Annotated in this window: 18 protein-coding genes and 2 tRNA genes; 13 read left to right on the forward strand and 7 right to left on the reverse strand. The window is 48.1% G+C overall.

The genetic code is table 11. From position 1 onward, the window contains the following. Positions 1-77 precede the first annotated feature (77 nt). The 7 genes from K0H63_RS09815 to K0H63_RS09845 all read left to right on the forward strand — a co-directional run bounded on the left by K0H63_RS09815 (position 78) and on the right by K0H63_RS09845 (position 6,230). Positions 78-1,562 carry an MBL fold metallo-hydrolase gene (locus K0H63_RS09815; RefSeq protein WP_220064536.1) on the forward strand — a complete coding sequence of 495 codons (1,485 nt, stop codon included), beginning with the start codon at positions 78-80 and terminating at the stop codon, positions 1,560-1,562. A 68-nt stretch (positions 1,563-1,630) separates the two neighbouring features. Next, on the forward strand, positions 1,631-1,804 hold the full coding sequence (locus tag K0H63_RS09820) for a hypothetical protein (protein ID WP_220064537.1): 174 nt from the start codon (positions 1,631-1,633) through the stop codon (positions 1,802-1,804). Positions 1,805-1,867: 63 nt separating this feature from the next. Next, positions 1,868-2,245: a nuclear transport factor 2 family protein gene (locus K0H63_RS09825; RefSeq protein WP_220064538.1), complete on the forward strand. Its 378-nt coding sequence runs from the start codon at positions 1,868-1,870 to the stop codon at positions 2,243-2,245. A 220-nt stretch (positions 2,246-2,465) separates the two neighbouring features. Further along, entirely contained in the window at positions 2,466-2,852 is a 387-nt protein-coding gene (locus K0H63_RS09830; RefSeq protein ID WP_220064539.1) for a DUF3592 domain-containing protein, read from the forward strand. Then, the gene (locus K0H63_RS09835; protein WP_220064540.1) at positions 2,849-3,286 is read left to right on the forward strand and encodes a DUF3592 domain-containing protein; all 438 of its coding nucleotides are present in this window, start codon (positions 2,849-2,851) and stop codon (positions 3,284-3,286) included. The genes K0H63_RS09830 and K0H63_RS09835 overlap by 4 nt, the downstream gene beginning before the upstream one ends. A gap of 260 nt (positions 3,287-3,546) precedes the next feature. Then, entirely contained in the window at positions 3,547-4,308 is a 762-nt protein-coding gene (locus tag K0H63_RS09840) for a hypothetical protein (RefSeq protein WP_220064541.1), read from the forward strand. Positions 4,309-5,117: 809 nt separating this feature from the next. Beyond that, positions 5,118-6,230 (forward strand): type 1 glutamine amidotransferase domain-containing protein, encoded by a 1,113-nt coding sequence (locus tag K0H63_RS09845; RefSeq protein WP_220064542.1) that lies wholly within the window; start codon positions 5,118-5,120, stop codon positions 6,228-6,230. Positions 6,231-6,887: 657 nt separating this feature from the next. Here K0H63_RS09845 and K0H63_RS09850 read toward each other — a convergent pair. From K0H63_RS09850 to K0H63_RS09860, 3 genes are all read right to left on the reverse strand, one after another. Further along, positions 6,888-6,964 (reverse strand) — tRNA-Val (locus K0H63_RS09850). 38 nt (positions 6,965-7,002) lie between these two features. After that, a tRNA-Val gene (locus K0H63_RS09855) sits at positions 7,003-7,079 on the reverse strand. A gap of 144 nt (positions 7,080-7,223) precedes the next feature. Further along, complete coding sequence (locus tag K0H63_RS09860; RefSeq protein ID WP_220064543.1) at positions 7,224-8,585, reverse strand: MATE family efflux transporter; 1,362 nt, start codon at positions 8,583-8,585, stop codon at positions 7,224-7,226. A gap of 25 nt (positions 8,586-8,610) precedes the next feature. Between K0H63_RS09860 and K0H63_RS09865 the strand changes: the two genes are divergently transcribed. Beyond that, positions 8,611-9,219, forward strand: a complete 609-nt coding sequence (locus K0H63_RS09865; RefSeq protein ID WP_220064544.1) for a riboflavin synthase subunit alpha — start codon at positions 8,611-8,613, stop codon at positions 9,217-9,219. On the opposite strand, the gene K0H63_RS09870 is transcribed toward K0H63_RS09865, so the two are convergent. After that, a complete protein-coding gene (locus K0H63_RS09870; protein WP_220064545.1) occupies positions 9,213-9,413 on the reverse strand; it encodes a CPXCG motif-containing cysteine-rich protein in 201 nt (66 codons plus the stop codon). The genes K0H63_RS09865 and K0H63_RS09870 overlap by 7 nt on opposite strands. Further along, entirely contained in the window at positions 9,413-10,171 is a 759-nt protein-coding gene (locus K0H63_RS09875; RefSeq protein ID WP_220064546.1) for an SDR family oxidoreductase, read from the reverse strand. The genes K0H63_RS09870 and K0H63_RS09875 overlap by 1 nt, the downstream gene beginning before the upstream one ends. A gap of 217 nt (positions 10,172-10,388) precedes the next feature. On the opposite strand from K0H63_RS09875, the gene thrS reads away from it, so the two are divergent. The 4 genes from thrS to rplT all read left to right on the forward strand — a co-directional run bounded on the left by thrS (position 10,389) and on the right by rplT (position 13,519). Next, complete coding sequence (gene thrS, locus K0H63_RS09880) at positions 10,389-12,317, forward strand: threonine--tRNA ligase (RefSeq protein ID WP_220064547.1); 1,929 nt, start codon at positions 10,389-10,391, stop codon at positions 12,315-12,317. Between the two features lie 3 nt (positions 12,318-12,320). Next, a complete protein-coding gene (gene infC, locus K0H63_RS09885; RefSeq protein WP_041409771.1) occupies positions 12,321-12,860 on the forward strand; it encodes a translation initiation factor IF-3 in 540 nt (179 codons plus the stop codon). Between the two features lie 88 nt (positions 12,861-12,948). Further along, positions 12,949-13,143 (forward strand): 50S ribosomal protein L35, encoded by a 195-nt coding sequence (rpmI, locus tag K0H63_RS09890; RefSeq protein WP_011759880.1) that lies wholly within the window; start codon positions 12,949-12,951, stop codon positions 13,141-13,143. Positions 13,144-13,159: 16 nt separating this feature from the next. Then, positions 13,160-13,519, forward strand: a complete 360-nt coding sequence (gene rplT, locus K0H63_RS09895; RefSeq protein WP_011759881.1) for a 50S ribosomal protein L20 — start codon at positions 13,160-13,162, stop codon at positions 13,517-13,519. A 130-nt stretch (positions 13,520-13,649) separates the two neighbouring features. Here the strand turns inward: rplT and trxB are convergent, their stop codons facing one another. Then, positions 13,650-14,603 (reverse strand): thioredoxin-disulfide reductase, encoded by a 954-nt coding sequence (gene trxB / locus K0H63_RS09900; RefSeq protein WP_220064548.1) that lies wholly within the window; start codon positions 14,601-14,603, stop codon positions 13,650-13,652. Positions 14,604-14,787: 184 nt separating this feature from the next. Then, complete coding sequence (gene ald, locus K0H63_RS09905) at positions 14,788-15,900, reverse strand: alanine dehydrogenase (RefSeq protein ID WP_220064549.1); 1,113 nt, start codon at positions 15,898-15,900, stop codon at positions 14,788-14,790. A 179-nt stretch (positions 15,901-16,079) separates the two neighbouring features. Between ald and lrp the strand changes: the two genes are divergently transcribed. Continuing rightward, positions 16,080-16,583, forward strand: a complete 504-nt coding sequence (lrp, locus tag K0H63_RS09910) for a leucine-responsive transcriptional regulator Lrp (protein WP_011759884.1) — start codon at positions 16,080-16,082, stop codon at positions 16,581-16,583. The last annotated feature ends 60 nt before the right edge of the window (positions 16,584-16,643 follow it).

A 16,643-nucleotide genomic window follows, 5' to 3' on the forward strand; every position in this document is an offset into this window, starting at 1 on the left:
AATGACTTTTGATTTTTCACAATTTCACGACATTTGCTTTGCTAGTTTTTAGCTATGACATAACAGGATAAACGCGGATGAAACTATTAACTTATTTGGTCGGTGGCTGTCTGGTATTCAAGCTAGTGACATTCTCTGGTTTCGCCGTAGAACATAATGCAGCGGCTTACATTGAATCGAACGAACACGTATCGTCGATAGTCGACAAAATGATTATGGCCTATGGTGGTAATGTTCTACTGCAGGCGAACAGCATTAAAGTCGTCGATTACAACAAAGGGCCCTGGCCCGGTGAAGGGGAATCACCTGATGTGCCTGAGTTATGGCGTATCAACGAAGAGCTGACTATCGACTATAAAAACCGGCGCAAGAGCTTATTATCATATCGGGTGCCGCGCAGCACGCTGGATTTGGAAAAGTGGGTGCAGCAGGGCGATAGCACCATTATGTACGACATTCTGCATGAAAAATACTCAGAAGAAAGCTGGGCAAACTTTGACCGTTTAGGTGCATCATTAGAGCGCAGCAGCGATGCGCTGCAAGCCAGGCGCTTGGCCAGTCTGACGGCAGAGCTGGAGTACCTTGGAGATGAGTATTTTCGTGGCCGGGTGCAGCAAAAGTTAATGTTGCAGCACGCATCCGGTGAGCGCTACACCTACTTTGTTGATAAAACTTCCGGACTCATCCATAAAATTTTGCGCCAGCACCCGCGAGCAGGCGACATGTTGTATGTATTTTCCAATCACAACACAGCGACTAAAGTGGCTTTTGCCCGTGATATGAATTTCTTCGTTAATGGCCAGCTGCGGCAAAGCTCAGTGCACCGTGACTTGACACTTGACCCAGATTTAACAGCGGCCTTTAGCGGGTATGCGAATTTTACGCCCTGGGGTGAAACCATTGATGGCTCAGAATTTACTGCGAAAAAGCTTAGCACTGGCGTTTATCAGGCCGGTAAAGGCCGGACACTGACAGTATTTATTGAACAAGTCGATCATTACATCGCTATGGGCGCAGCAGAGACACTGGCTGATAATTTTGCCGAAATTAAAAAGCTGTCATTGCAAGATAAGCCGCTAAAGTACTTTGTCGTTACCCATCATCATAATGCTAACGTGCGTGGGCTAGACAATGCTTTGGCATTAGGGGCAACACTGGTCGTTGCTGAAAAGCACCAAGAAACAATTTTAAAACATGCCACAGCTGCGCAGCCGGATAGGCTGTTGTTAATCCCTGAGCGTGCAGCATTCACGCTGGGTGATCTGAAGCTGTTTGATATTGCCACTGCTCATGCACAACATTATTTGCTGGCGTATATACCTGCTGCCGGTATTGTGCTGGCAGAAGATCACTATGTCACCGAGTTAAAAACTGCTAAGCCACGCATTTACCACGATATGGTGCGCTTTGTTCAGGCGCTAGACGAGCTAAGACTCGATGTAAAAACGCTGGTAGATATCCGCGGCTGGCGTCAGTTCAGCATGGCCGAATTCAGGCAATGGACCAGCGATTTTACGCCGAAAACCTGCCCGGCTGGTTTTGATATTTGTACCAATGGTTAGTGAGACTTTCTCGGAATCTTGATATTTAACGTGCTAGCTTGATATTGAATATTAAATGGAAGACGAAGATGAAAATCTATGTGTCTTTTTTATTGGTGCTGATTGGCCTGCTCCCACCATTTTGTATAGCACAAGGCAACTTGCAACAGCCCAAGTCAATGCAAAACGTGGAAGTCAGCTTTACTGAAACAGATGGACAGCTAAGTGTGCTTTTGTACAACCAAACCGCGTTAAAAAAATAAGGATTGTATCTTTGCACACCGAAGAGTTAACAATTAAACGCGATAATGGAATAAAGGAAACTAATGGATAATTGTATCGCGATAGTGCAGCGTCAACTGGATTTTTACAACCGCAAAGACATTGCCGGTTGGTTAAGCACCTATGCCAAAGATGCCAGGCAGTTCAACCTGCATGGTGAACAAATAGCCTGCGGCCATGAAGAAATGCGCCAGCGTATTGCTATTCGGTTTGCTGAGCCAGATCTGCATGCACATCTACTTAGCCGCATCGTTATGAATAATATTGTAGTAGATCATGAGCTTATCACACGGAATTTTCCTGAAGGCAAGGGCCAGGTTGAGATGCTGTGTGTCTACGAGATAAAGCAGGGAGTAATAAGCACGGCCTCGTTCTCTGTTGGTAAAGCAGAGCTATTTGCAGCAGAGCTCGCTAAAGGTTGAAGAGGCGGTTTATGTAAAACCGGCTTATGCATAGGAAAAAGTGTATTGGCACTCATAAGCAACTTTCTGTGAGTTAGTTTATCTAACTAAGAGGTGTCTGGGAGGCTAGTAGCGATTCATTCCAGTTATTCGCTTCACATTTTACCGACAACTAGGCTGTTAATTTGAGTCTGGCGATTTGCCACCAAGAAATCATGATAATTGCTTTTTGGATCTATATATGAACCTGATGTTGCTCTTTATTGGCTCAGTCTTTTTGCTACTTGGTGTCTGCATGCTGTGTGACTACTTTTGGTATTTGTACAAGGCTGAAAAAATACAAGGTAGGATAACCCGGGTTGATGAATATCAAAGAAAAGATCGCGATAGCAGAGTAAGAACCCTGTACCGGCCTTACTTTGAATTTAGCATGCACAACGTACGATACGAGATAAAATCCAACACCTCCTATTACCGCAAAATAATGGAAGAAGGTGAGCAGGTGGACATATTGTTTATACCAGGACATGAGGATAAAGCTAGGCTGGCTAGGGCGAATAACCCTGTGATGGCTTGTCTGTTTATTGTTCTGGGGCTACCAGCACTGTATTTAGGAGTAGCGTCATGAGTGTTAAATATATACCTGCAGTTGTCGTGGTGATGTTGTTGTGTCTGGCAACCGGCTATTTTTATTTGCAAGAGTCCTCTTTTACAGCAGGCTTAACCGTTACGCCTGCCACCGTAATTGGCTTTGGTAGTAAGGCCCGCCTGTCTACTTCTGTTAATGGTCAGGCGTCATCAACTGATTTACAGCCGGTAGCCGAGTTTCAGTATGCGGGTACCAGCTACAGGGTAAAAGGTCGGGCACTTGGCTATCCGCGTTGGCAGCTGGGCGAAGTGGTAGACGTATATTTTTCCGAACAAAACCCGCATCAAGCTAGAATAAAACGTTGGGATGAGTTGTACTTTCATAGCCTGCTTAGTAGTGCTTTTCTTATCTTGACACTGCTTTGCCTGCTGACAAATATTTTTTTTAGAAAGCTAATAAAGACAAAAATTTAAGTCAGCCAAGGTAGACTATCCGCCTCGTCTCGGAGCTAGTGCATTTTTATTAAGTGTTAGTTTAATGATGGCTATTGCATGTACTATCGCTACGTCAACGCTTAGCAAAGAATAATCAATAACAGGCAAAGAATACTAAGCAGTTCTCAAAACGGCTTCTGCATGTACATATACTTAGCCGCATCGTTATGGAGAATGTTGCGATTGTTATGTTTCTTATTCGAATTTCTGAGTTAATAAAAATATTTAAAAGGAACTTTATGAAAGAAATAATCTATTTTTTTATGCTGGCTTCTTTATTTGGTTGTTCTAAAGCAACTGAAGATGTTTTAGTGGCCACAAAATATTGGGAGTCTCAACAAGGTTATAATCTTACCGCTCTAGTAACCACGCTAGCAGAACCTGAGCAAATAAACATATTTAAACACTTAAAGCTTGACATAGAAAGCTTTGCCATTGCAGGTAAGGATGATGGCGGTGTTTTGGTTAATATAAAGCGCTATTGTTATCCAGAATTTAAAGTAATGACCTCGATTGTTGATATCGATGGTGTTAAAAAAGTAGATTCAAAAGCAACGATTAAAAACTTGTTTGAAGTGCTTAAATCCCAAAATGAGCCCGTTAGAAAGTACTGCTATGACTTTGAAAGAATGGAGCTTTCCGGTGAAATTGATGGTCAAGAATGGCGTGTTAAGAAAATTGACTATCGAGTCATAGACTGGGGGGACAAAATAAGTACAAGCATATCGTTACATCCAGAGGAGTGTGATACAGAATACAGCGGTACCTGTAAGCGCCCAAAATTAATAATTTCCAAACTAAACCTTAATGGTGTTGGTGGGAATATGAATGGAACCGAAAATATTACCATCCACACTCCTCCGTCAGATAACCTAGTAATATCAAAAGGTAGTTACCGAGTGAGCAAAATTGAGACAGGTAAAGTAAGACTAGAAATAAGTTTTAAGCATGATAATAAAAACTACCTAAATGGTTTTGTTGTTTTGAACAATGAAACATGACAGATTGTTTAGTAGTGATTCGCAACACATGGCATTTTACCATGCGTTGCGTTTAGTGTTTACGGCTCAGTGCCACTCGTCTTTATATTACGTTGTTCACACCTTAACAAGGCGTTCACGAGCTTATCACCCAGAAGGCAAAGGCCTGGTTGATGATGCGGTTTCACGCCAACACAAAGTGTATCTGGAAGGCGGAATTCAGCCGTTGGGGATTAAGTTTGCTGGAGTTTTTAGTATTAACTCTTTAATTCGTCTGACAATTTCAAATTAATCTAAGGAAGGTGTGAATAAGTCTCGTGCTTGGCCTCCGTTGGTTTACAACGGATAGAAGCGAGGCACAGAGAGCAGAGAACGGCTTTAGTCCTTTTTAAGAGCTGTAACGCAGCAGATACTGCTGTAACCCACTCCCTACGGGGTTTGATAGCTGCTACAGCTCAAGAATTGGAGAATGACCTGGCTTTGTTAATGGATGACGTGGGGCACAGGTACTTGCCTTGGGTCACGGATGATTCTCGATTAACTGATCCGTAAAGGTATTTCATTCATTGTCAGCAACTTTAGTGGATGTGTTCACATTTAATCAATCAGTAGTTGTTATCCTGTGCGGACAGCACGCAAAAAGGCATTCATCCACAAACGCAGCTGCCTATAGTTTACCTGGGTGTATTTATCGTTGAACATTGCAAAGAGGCTGTTATTCGCAAATATTATCATTGGTGTAAAGTCGAACTGACTCGGCATGTTAGCCTTCACGATATTGCGACGTTCATTTAGTTAAGCTGCGCCTGTCAATTAACAGGAGTGATACGATGAAATGGTTAACCTATCTATTCAGTACAGCTTTACTTATTAGTCAGGCGGCACTGGCTGATGAGAAACGCGTGCTTATGCTGATTTCCAGTTACGCTACAGAAGCAAACCCCGAACTTAGTTACGATTTGGAAGAGCTGGCACAGTCATATCTGGTGCTGCATGACAACGGCGTAAAGCTGGATATCGCCAGCCCGAAAGGCGGTGCCGTACTAGTCAAAAACAATAAAGATTCTCTGGATTATATTCAGCGTTTTAAAGCGCTGGCGTCTGAGCAATTAGCAGAAACAATGGCGACATTTGAAGCTGATATTAAGCCCTATGATGGCGTGTTTATCGTTGGTGGCTCGGGCGCGATGTTGGATTTGCCAAGCCATCCGGCGACACAGCAGCTACTAACAAACGCCGTATATAGCGATAAAGTGATAACGGCTGTATGTCATGGCCCGGCGGCAATTGCTGATATTAAACTGCCGGATGGACGCTACTTTGTGGCGGGTAAATGGGTAAATGGTTTCACTAATATTGAAGAGCAGGCTTTTAGCAGTGAACATATCGCGATGTTTCCGTTTCTACTGCAAGATCGATTAGTAAAGAACGGTGCTCAGTTTGTCCAGAATGCGCCGATGCTGCCGTATGTTGCCGTTGACGGCAATCTAATCACGGCACAAAACCCCGGCTCAGTGGCGAAAGCGGCAGAGGCGATGGTACTTGCGCTTGGTTTACCAGTTAAAGCTAGGCATCCATTTACCGATGAAAACACGATGCAACTATTGTCACAAGCACGCCAGAATGGTCCTGTAGTGATTGACCTCGCGTTGCAAAGCAGCGATCACAACATCGATATCAACTATCTGGCGTTATATGGCTTTTACGCTTACCGTTTGGCAGATGATGCAGATAAAGCCCGTGAGTTGGCGATTATGCATACCATCAGTAAGCATTTCTCGCACCCGGAGTATGACGTGCAGCTTATTATGCAGTCACTGGAGCAAGGCCTGCTACGACAAGCCAAAACGGTTTATGAGCAGTTTGTTGAGCGCTATCCTGAACATGAATATCTTGATGAACTAAAATTCAAACTTGCGAAATATACTGAGATAAACTTCTAATTTTGAGAGTTATTGAGCCAAATAATCTCACATCACTCCTTTTCAACAGCGACCTTAGGGAATGTGCGAATAAGTCTTGTGCTTGCTCTGCGTGAGTTTACAACGGATAGATGCAAAGCACGGTTTGCAACGAATGGCCTTATTCTTTTGCAAGGGCTGTATTGCAGCAGATACCGTTGTAAGCAACGCCTTACGGGGCTTTGATAGTCAACACCATATTGGCGGCGTTATTCAACTTCAGAAGGCCTCGGTATGGTGAAGTTGAATGCCTTGGCCTGTTGTCGTTGTCAAAGCCAGAGCTTAGTCATCACGCCGTAAATTAACCACCGTAAATAAAAATGCATTGGGGCATCTTTAAGGATAAGCGGAGTACTTAATCGCAGACTCCCTCGGGTAGGGGTCACTCTGAGCCAGAAAAGTTTGAGTCGGTGACAGTTTGTTTGGCACCGATTTGGCACAAAGGTGAAAAACCACGCGATTGATGGTTTTTCGTGTCGATAAAGCGGATACTTATCGCCTTCTGTTTGAGTTCTTCCGTTCAGGATGTATAAAACGGAATTTGTCACCAAAACAGCATAAAGTGGCACGACTGGAGCTGAAGTGTATTTGTGATCTAAGTGAAGATTTGCTTTGTAAACAGATGGATAGCGAAAAAAATGGTACACCCGAGTGGACTCGAACCACCGACCCCTACCATGTCAAGGTAGTGCTCTAACCAGCTGAGCTACGGGTGTATTGTTTGAATTTCACTTTTTAGACTCTGTGAATAGAGTGGTACACCCGAGTGGACTCGAACCACCGACCCCTACCATGTCAAGGTAGTGCTCTAACCAACTGAGCTACGGGTGCATTGTCGCATTGCAGCGAACGAGCGCTATATTAAGTTCGGCCAATACTGACTTGCAAGCAAAAATATCCGCTATCCACCTCAAATGGCGATTTGCTGCGCAACTCCTCCCGAAAACCGAGGGAGGAGTTGGCTTGATGAGAAGCTTATTGGACAAAATGAAAACTTGGCGCTGCTTTTTGAATGTATCTCAATCGGATGGCAAAGAGTGCCGCGGCGGTGGTTAGCCCGGCGATGAGTCCGGTCCAGAACCCATGTGCCCCCATGGCCGGTACCAACAAATCGGTGTAGGCGAGGGTATAGCCAAGCGTCATACCAATGGCCCAATAGGAAACCAGGGTAATGTAAAACGCGCTGCGGGTATCTTTATAACCACGCAGGGCACCGGCGGCCACCACCTGTACCGAGTCAGACAATTGATAGAGCGCCGCCATCAGCATCAAACTGGAGGCCAGTGCGACCACATTGGGGTCGGTATTGTAGAGCTTGGCAATCTCAACCCTGAACACCACGGTAATAACCGCAGTGATAGACGCTAAAAACAGCGCCAGGCCGAGGCCAACCTTAGCCACCAGTGCTGCTACGTCGGCTTTCTCCCGGCCAAGATAGTAACCAATGCGAATTGACACAGCCAATCCGATAGAAAGCGGCAGCATAAACACGATGGATGAAAAATTGAGCGCTATTTGATGACCGGCCACCACGTTCGCCCCTAATGGTGCGAGCAGCAGGGCGATGATGGCAAACAGGCTCACTTCAAAAAACAGCGCCATGGCGATGGGGAAGCCCAGCTTGGTCATGCGCCACATGGTCGATGCCTTGGGCCGCTCAAATGCCTTAAAGGGCGAAACAAGGGCAAACTTTTTGTGAAATGCCATATAAATGAGCATAGCTATCAACATGGCCCAAAATACCAAGGCGGTTGCCACGCCACAGCCTGCGCCGCCCATTGCTGGCATGCCGAAATGGCCGTAGATGAAGATGTAGTTGGCCGGAATATTCACCGCCAACCCGACAAAGCCAATGACCATGGTGGGTAAGGTATAGGAAATACCTTCGCTCATGCCCCTGAGCACCTGGTATATCACAAAGGCGGGTACCCCCCAGAGAAAACCAAAGAGATATCCTTCAGACAGTCGGCGCAGGTCGGGTTCAAGATCCATCCGGGTCAGGATTTCTGACGAAAGTCCGAGAAACAGCATCACAGCCAGAGCGCCAATTATGGCAATATATGCAGCCTGGTATGCCAGTGGTCGTATAGAGGCTTCGTCATCAGCACCATGAAGCTGAGAAAAAACCGGCGTAAAGGCCATCAATAGCCCCTGCACAAACAGTAAGGCTGGCAACCACAGACTGGTGCCCACCGCCACAGCGGCCATATCAACGGCGCTGACACGACCGGCCATCAGGGTATCAATAAATCCCATCATGGTTTGGGTAACCTGTGCTATCAGCACCGGCAAGGCCAATTGAATGAGTTTTTTGGCTTGAAAGCCCACGTTGAGCATAAAAAACGCCTTAAAGGAAAAATGAATGTTTACTGGTATCGTGCAAGCCACCTGCGAGTTGGTGGCACTGGAAAAGCGCCAGGGAATGCACACCCTGGCGGTGAGTCTGCCAGCTGAATTAAGAGAAGGGCTCACCCTGGGGGCAAGTGTCGCGAACAATGGCGTTTGTTTGACAGTTACCCGAGTCGAGGATGATAGGGTCTTTTTTGATGTAATGGAAGAAACCCTGACATTAACCAACCTGGGTACGATAACGCCGGGTAACCAGATTAATATTGAGCGCTCTTTAACCTTTGGTAAGGAAATCGGTGGTCATCTGCTGTCGGGGCATGTGCATTGTCAGGCGGTAGTGGCGCGAGTAACAGACGTGGGTGAGCAGAGAGATTTGTGCTTGCGTGTGCCGAAAGAATGGATGAAGTACATCCTCTACAAGGGGTTCGTCGCCGTGAATGGATGCAGTCTGACTGTGGGAGAGGTGTTTGAAGATGGCTTTATGCTGCACCTTATTCCGGAAACCCTTAGGCTCACCAACCTCAAAGACGCAGTCACTGGCACTCGGCTGAATATTGAAATAGACAGTCAGACACAAACCATAGTGGATACCGTTGAGCGGGTACTGGCCGCACGTCAGTAAAGCTGTTCGTCATCCCCATCTACCCACAGCTCAATTTTACGGTTGGCATCATCCACATGCAGCCGCATGTGGATGGGGTTGCAACATACACGGCAATCATCATAGAACTCCTGATCGCCACCGGACGCATCCAGTTCGATGCGTTGATGATGTCCGCAATGTGGGCAACAAATGGTTTGTATCTTGAGTTTCATCAGCCTGCTCCCAGATAGCCGGTCGCACTACGCCCTCCGTCAACAGCGATAATCTGACCGCTGATGTAGTCAGCATTGGCTAGATAGCTGACCAGGTTGGCGATATCCGAAGGTGCACCGGCACGGGCGAGGGGGATTTGGGCAAGAACCCTGTGTGGCTCGGCCCCCTCAGTTTCGGGCCAGAGGATGGCACCCGGGGCTATGCCATTGACCCGCACTGCGGGTGCCAATTCCTGTGCCAATGACAATGTTGCCATGGCAAGTGCTGCCTTTGATATTGAGTATAATCCATGCTGGCGAAGAGGCCGCTCCCCGTGGATATCACAAAGGTTAATAACACTGCCCCGCGCTGAGGCCAAAAGTGGCGCCAGGGAAATAGCCAGCAGATAGGGTTGCAGGCAGTTTACGCCCATCAGAGTTTGCGCGTTGGCAAGGGTTGGGGTTGCAGGGTCTTTGTCAAACCGGGACGCATTATTTACCAGCAGTGCAAGTGAGGCGCCGCATTGCACTATCTGATGCTTTATATGTTCTGTGCTGCCAGCTTGTGCAAGGTCAGCACAGATGACTTTAGCCGAGCCCGCGCGGGTTTGACATAACGAATCGGCAAGTTGCTGTGCGTCATCAACAGAGCGGTGACAGTGGATAAAGACATTCCAGCCATCCTGATGAAGTTGCGTTGCGATGGCGGCACCGATACGTTTTGCTGCACCAGTGATAAGTGCCCAGCGTGGGGGCATGTCAGTGTGAGATTTCGTCATTCCCTGTCTCTTCAAGCCTCTTTCGCACTAGGGTAGCCCGGCAAATTCACCGGGCAAAGCAAAAGGCGCTTTCTTGTATCAAAAACCTCAATGGCATACACTATTTGGCCGCGCTGGATGAGGCTCAAGGCTCCTGTACTGTCTTACCCTCCGCGCGTTTCTTTTTATTGATGCCAAGTGGCCCTTGGTGTGGGTCACCACTGGATAAGGAAATATCATGCCTGTAATTACGCTTCCTGACGGCAGCCAACGTGTGTTTGCCAACCCCGTCTCCACGATGGATGTCGCTGCCGATATCGGCCCGGGCCTTGCCAAGGCCTGTATCGCTGGCCGTGTGAACGGCGAGCTGAAAGATGCCTGCGATCTCATCCACGACGACGCCAGCCTGTCTATCATCACCGCCCGTGATGAAGAAGGTTTGGAGATTCTGCGTCACTCCTGTGCCCACTTGCTTGGTCATGCCATCAAGCAGCTGTGGCCACAAACCAAGATGGCCATTGGTCCGGTTATCGACAACGGTTTCTACTATGATGTGGATCTCGAGCACAAGCTGACCGCCGACGACATAGCTGCGCTGGAAAAGCGCATGCTTGAGCTGGCCAAGACCGATTATGACGTAGTGAAACGCGTTGTGAGCTGGCAGGAAGCCCGCGATACCTTTGAAGGTCGCGGTGAAAGCTACAAGATGGCGATTCTCGATGAAAACATTGCCAAGGACGCGACGCCTGCTCTGTATCATCACGAAGAATACACTGACATGTGCCGTGGCCCACACGTGCCCAACATGCGTTTTTGCCATCACTTCAAACTGATGAGTGTTGCCGGTGCCTACTGGCGAGGTGATTCCAACAACAAGATGCTGCAGCGCATTTACGGTACTGCCTGGGGTGATAAGAAAGCCCTGAACACTCACCTGGCGCGTCTCGAAGAAGCCGCCAAGCGTGACCACCGTAAAATTGGCAAGCAACTCGACCTGTATCATATGCAGGAAGAAGCCCCTGGAATGGTGTTCTGGCACAACGACGGCTGGAGCATTTTCCGTGAGCTGGAAACCTTTATCCGCCACAAATTGTCTGAGTACGATTATCAGGAAGTGAAAGGTCCTTTCATGATGGACCGCGTGCTGTGGGAGCGCTCTGGCCACTGGGACAAGTACTCAGAAGCCATGTTCACCACCGCCAGTGAAAACCGCGAGTATGCCATCAAGCCGATGAACTGCCCGGGCCACGTGCAAATCTTCAATCAGGGGCTCAAGTCCTATCGCGATCTGCCACTGCGTATGGCCGAATTCGGTTGCTGCCATCGTAATGAACCATCCGGTTCGCTCCATGGTCTGATGCGCGTACGCGGCTTTACCCAGGACGATGCCCATATCTTCTGTACCGAGGAACAGGTGCAGGAAGAGGTGAGTGCCTGTATCAGAATGGTGTATGACACTTACTCGACTTTCGGTTTCGAAAACATCGTGGTGAAGCTGTCTACCCGTCCTGAAAAGCGTATCGGCGACGATGCCATGTGGGACCGCGCCGAATCAGCGCTGATTGAAGCCCTTAATGCCAACGGCATTGCCTTTGAAATTCTGCCGGGCGAAGGTGCCTTCTACGGTCCAAAAATTGAGTTCACCTTGCATGACTGTCTCGACCGTGCATGGCAGTGTGGTACTGTGCAGCTCGACTACGCCTTGCCAGGCCGTCTGGGTGCAACTTACGTTGCCGAAGATAACGCCCGTCAGACCCCGGTGATGATCCACCGTGCCATTTTGGGCTCTTTGGAACGTTTTATCGGTATTCTTATTGAAGAATATGCAGGACGCTTCCCCGCATGGCTGGCTCCAGTGCAAGCAGTCGTGATGAACATCACCGACAAACAAGCTGATTATGTTGAAGAATTAGTCAAATTCTTCAAAGAACAAGGTATTCGCGCTTCTCAAGACTTGAGGAATGAGAAAATTGGCTTTAAAATACGCGAGCACACCTTAAGGCGTGTCCCTTATCTATTGGTCGTGGGAGACCAGGAAATGGAGAACAGGGAAATCGCGGTGCGTACCCGTGACGGTAAAGACTTGGGCAAGATGTCCATCGATGCTTTCGTCGCGAGCGTAAAAGAACAAATTTCGCACCGTAGTCTAAAACTGTTGGAGGAATAGGTCATAAAGATCAAAAAAGCAGGGCGTCAGCCGGCCCCAAACCGTATCAACGATGAAATCACCGGTGTTCCACAGGTACGTTTAACCGGATTGGATGGAGAATCCATCGGTATTGTCAGTATCCGTGAAGCTCAGGAGTTGGCCGATGAAGCCGGCGTTGATCTCGTAGAGATCAGCCCCAATGCCGAGCCTCCCGTATGTCGTATAATGGACTACGGTAAATTCCTGTTCGACAAGGCTAAAGCCCAGAAAGAACAGAAGAAAAAGCAAAAACAGGTTCAGGTTAAGGAAATCAAATTCCGTCCTGGAACTGATGAAAACGACTATCAGGTAAAACTACGCAACCTGATTCGTTTCCTTGAAGACGGTGACAAAGCGAAAGTTACGCTGCGTTTCCGGGGTCGCGAAATGGCACACCAAAACCTGGGTATGGATCTGATGAACCGTATCAAGGCTGATTTGGAAGAGTATGCGGTTGTCGAATCCTTCCCGAAAATGGAAGGTCGTCAAGCAATTATGGTGCTGGCACCCAAAAAGAAATAGTAGGGCTTTTGAAAGTAACGGCCGCCCTGCAAAGAGCGGCCGTTCGCCTTACGTTTTTTAATAAACCCCCAATGCGGAGTTAGAAGTAATGCCAAAAATGAAAACTGACCGTGGCGTTGCGAAGCGTTTTAAGAAAACCGCCAATGGTTTCAAGCGCAAGCAAGCCCACCTGCGTCACATCCTGACCAAGAAGAGCACCAAGCGTAAGCGTCATCTGCGCGCTAAATGTCTGGTTGCCAAGGTCGACGTTCCAGCAATCGCGCGTCAACTGCCATACGCTTAATTGAGGAGATTGAACAATGCCAAGAGTTAAGCGTGGTGTAACCGCTCGTGCCCGTCACAAGAAGATTCTGAAACTCGCCAAAGGCTACTACGGTGCCCGTTCACGTACTTACCGCGTAGCGGTACAGGCTGTGATCAAAGCCGGTCAGTATGCTTACCGTGACCGTCGTCAGAAGAAACGTCAATTCCGTCAACTGTGGATTGCACGTATCAACGCCGCTTCTCGTCAGAATGGTCTGTCTTACAGCCGTTTCATCAACGGTCTGAAGAAGGCTTCTATCGAGATCGATCGTAAGATCCTGGCCGACATCGCTGTATTCGACAAAGTTGTATTTGCAACTCTCGTTGAAAAAGCAAAAGAAGCTCTGACCAAGTAATTGTTCTGAGCAAATAGAAGGGGACCTTAGGGTCCCTTTTTTTGTGGGTCTCATTTGTGTAGCCAAACATTATTGACACCCGCAATAAAAAAGCCGGCACTTAGCCGGCTTTTTTATTTTAAGGAACCTATCAATGCTTGGCGTCCAAATAACGCTCAGCATCCAGTGCTGCCATACAGCCGGTACCGGCTGAGGTAATGGCCTGGCGATAGTGTTGGTCCATCACGTCACCGGCAGCAAATACGCCTTCAATGCTGGTTTGGGTTGCATTACCGTTCAGACCGCTTTGCACTTTGATGTAACCGTTGTTCATCTCCAACTGACCTTCGAAGATGCCGGTATTGGGGCTGTGACCAATGGCCACAAAAACACCTGCCACATCGAATGCTTCAGTCGAGTCGTCTTTGGTAGATTTCAGCTTAACACCGGTTACACCCATGTTGTCGCCAACCACTTCATCCAGGGTCTTATCCAAGTGAAGAATAATGTTACCGTTGGCAACTTTATCCATCAGACGGTCAATCAGAATCTTCTCTGAGCGGAAGCTGTCACGACGGTGAATGAGGTGAACTTCAGAAGCAATGTTTGAGAGATACAGGGCTTCTTCAACAGCTGTGTTACCACCACCAATCACGGCGACTTTCTGATTGCGATAGAAGAAACCGTCACAGGTAGCACAGGCTGATACGCCGCGGCCTTTAAAGGCATCTTCAGAAGGCAGACCCAGGTACTTAGCCGATGCACCGGTGGCAATGATGAGTGCATCACAGGTGTACTCGCCATTATCACCTTTCAAACGGAAAGGACGCTCAGAGAGCGTCACTTCGTTGATATGGTCGAAAATGATTTCGGTGTTGAACTTTTCGGCATGCTCCTGCATACGGGCCATCAGGCCTGGACCTGTCAAACCTTCGGCATCACCTGGCCAGTTTTCAACTTCGGTGGTGGTGGTCAGCTGACCACCTTGCTGAAGACCGGTGATCATCACTGGGTTCAGGTTTGCACGTGCAGCATAGACGGCGGCAGTGTAGCCGGCTGGACCGGATCCGAGGATCAGCAGCTGGCTGTGTTTGGCTTGGCTCATTTTATTCTCCGTGCCTTGGCAAATTGCTGGGATTGTAGGGAATTTACGTGTAAGGGTAAAGGCCGTAACGAGTGAAGACTTAGATGATCCTAATCTATCTTGTCTATCAGGGTTTCCACTGCCCCGCCCGGGATACGAAAAAGGGGAGCCAAGCTCCCCTTTCATTAACCCTTGTCTGCGTTAATTACAGCAATTCAGACGCTGAAACGTAAGACAGGTTGTGCGCTTCGGCCACTTCTTTACAGGTGATCTTGCCGTGCATCACGTTCAGACCGTTCAGCAGGTGCTTGTCGGCCAGCAGTGCAGCCTTGTAACCCTTGTCAGCCAGCTTAATGATGTAGGGCAGGGTAGCGTTGTTCAACGCAAAGGTAGAGGTGCGGGCAACGGCGCCTGGCATGTTGGCTACGCAGTAGTGAACCACGTCATCAACAATGTAGGTTGGGTCCTGGTGCGTGGTTGCATGAGACGTTTCAACACAACCGCCCTGGTCGATTGCTACGTCAACAATAGCGGCACCGGCTTTCATGCGCTTGATCATGTCAGCAGTAACCAGCTTGGGCGCAGCAGCACCTGGGATCAGTACGCCGCCGATAACCAGATCAGCTTCCAGTACGTGACGCTCGATGGCATCGGCAGTGGAGTATACGGCTTTAACAGATGAGCCGAACTGTACGTTCAAACGACGCAGTGCATCGATAGAGCGGTCCAGAACTACGACATCGGCGCCCATACCCACTGCCATTTGAGCGGCGTTGGTGCCTACCATACCGCCACCGATGATAACCACTTTGGCTGGCTCAACACCTGGTACGCCACCCAGCAGCATACCGCGGCCACCGGCAGACTTCTCCAGAGCCATGGCACCGGCTTGAATAGACATGCGACCGGCTACTTCAGACATTGGCGCCAGCAGAGGTAGACCACCGCGGTCGTCAGTCACTGTTTCATAAGCAATACATACGGCGCCAGAGCTTACCAGCTCTTCAGTTTGAGGCAGATCCGGAGCAAGGTGCAGATAGGTGAAGAGGATTTGGTCGTGACGCAGCATAGCGCGCTCAACGGCCTGAGGCTCTTTCACTTTCACAATCATATCGGCTTTGGCAAAGACTTCTTCTGCTGTGCCCAGAATAGTGGCACCGGCATCGATATAGTCTTGATCTGTAAAGCCAATACCACCACCGGCAGTCGCTTCTACGAATACCTGATGGCCACGCAGGGTCAGTTCACGCACGCTGGAGGGCACCATACCAACGCGATATTCATGGTTTTTGATTTCCTTTGGTACACCAATTATCATCTTCGAGCCTCAATTGCATAAATACCCGCTTTTCGCAGGCAAATTTGTTATTTTGTCGTGACCTGAACGTGATTATTTCAGGGATATCTAGTATAGTATTGCCTCTGCAGTTTATGCTGCTGAACTTTCGACATACGTAAAATTAAATGTTGTTTTAGTAATAAAACAAGGTCAAAAATATGGCATATAATAAAAAGAATCCGGTTAAAGACCTGGATCGCATCGATCGCAATATCCTTAATGAACTGCAAATTGATGGAAGAATTTCAAATGTTGAGCTGTCCAAACGAGTAGGGCTGAGTCCAACTCCTTGTTTGGAAAGGGTTAAACGCTTGGAAAAGCAAGGGTATATCAATGGTTATACTGCCTTGGTAAACCCACATTACTTGGGCGCCTCGCTGCTGGTTTTTGTTGAGATCACCCTGAACAGGGACACCCCAGAGGTGTTTGATCGCTTCAATCGTGCCGTGCAGTTGCTGGATGATATTCAGGAATGTCACCTGGTTTCCGGTGATTTCGACTATCTGCTCAAAACCCGCGTTTCCGACATGTCTGCCTACCGTAAGCTCTTGGGTGAAACCCTGCTGAAATTACCTTCTGTGTCCGACACCCGTACCTACGTCGTGATGGAAGAGGTCAAGCAGACCAATAAGGTCGCGGTAAACAACATCTCTGACAAGTAACTAAGTCTCTGTCAGCGATATAAAAAGGGAGCCTAGGCTCCCTTTTTTGTTGGCTTAATT

The organism is Shewanella zhangzhouensis, assembly GCF_019457615.1.
GTDB classification, from domain to species: domain Bacteria; phylum Pseudomonadota; class Gammaproteobacteria; order Enterobacterales; family Shewanellaceae; genus Shewanella; species Shewanella zhangzhouensis.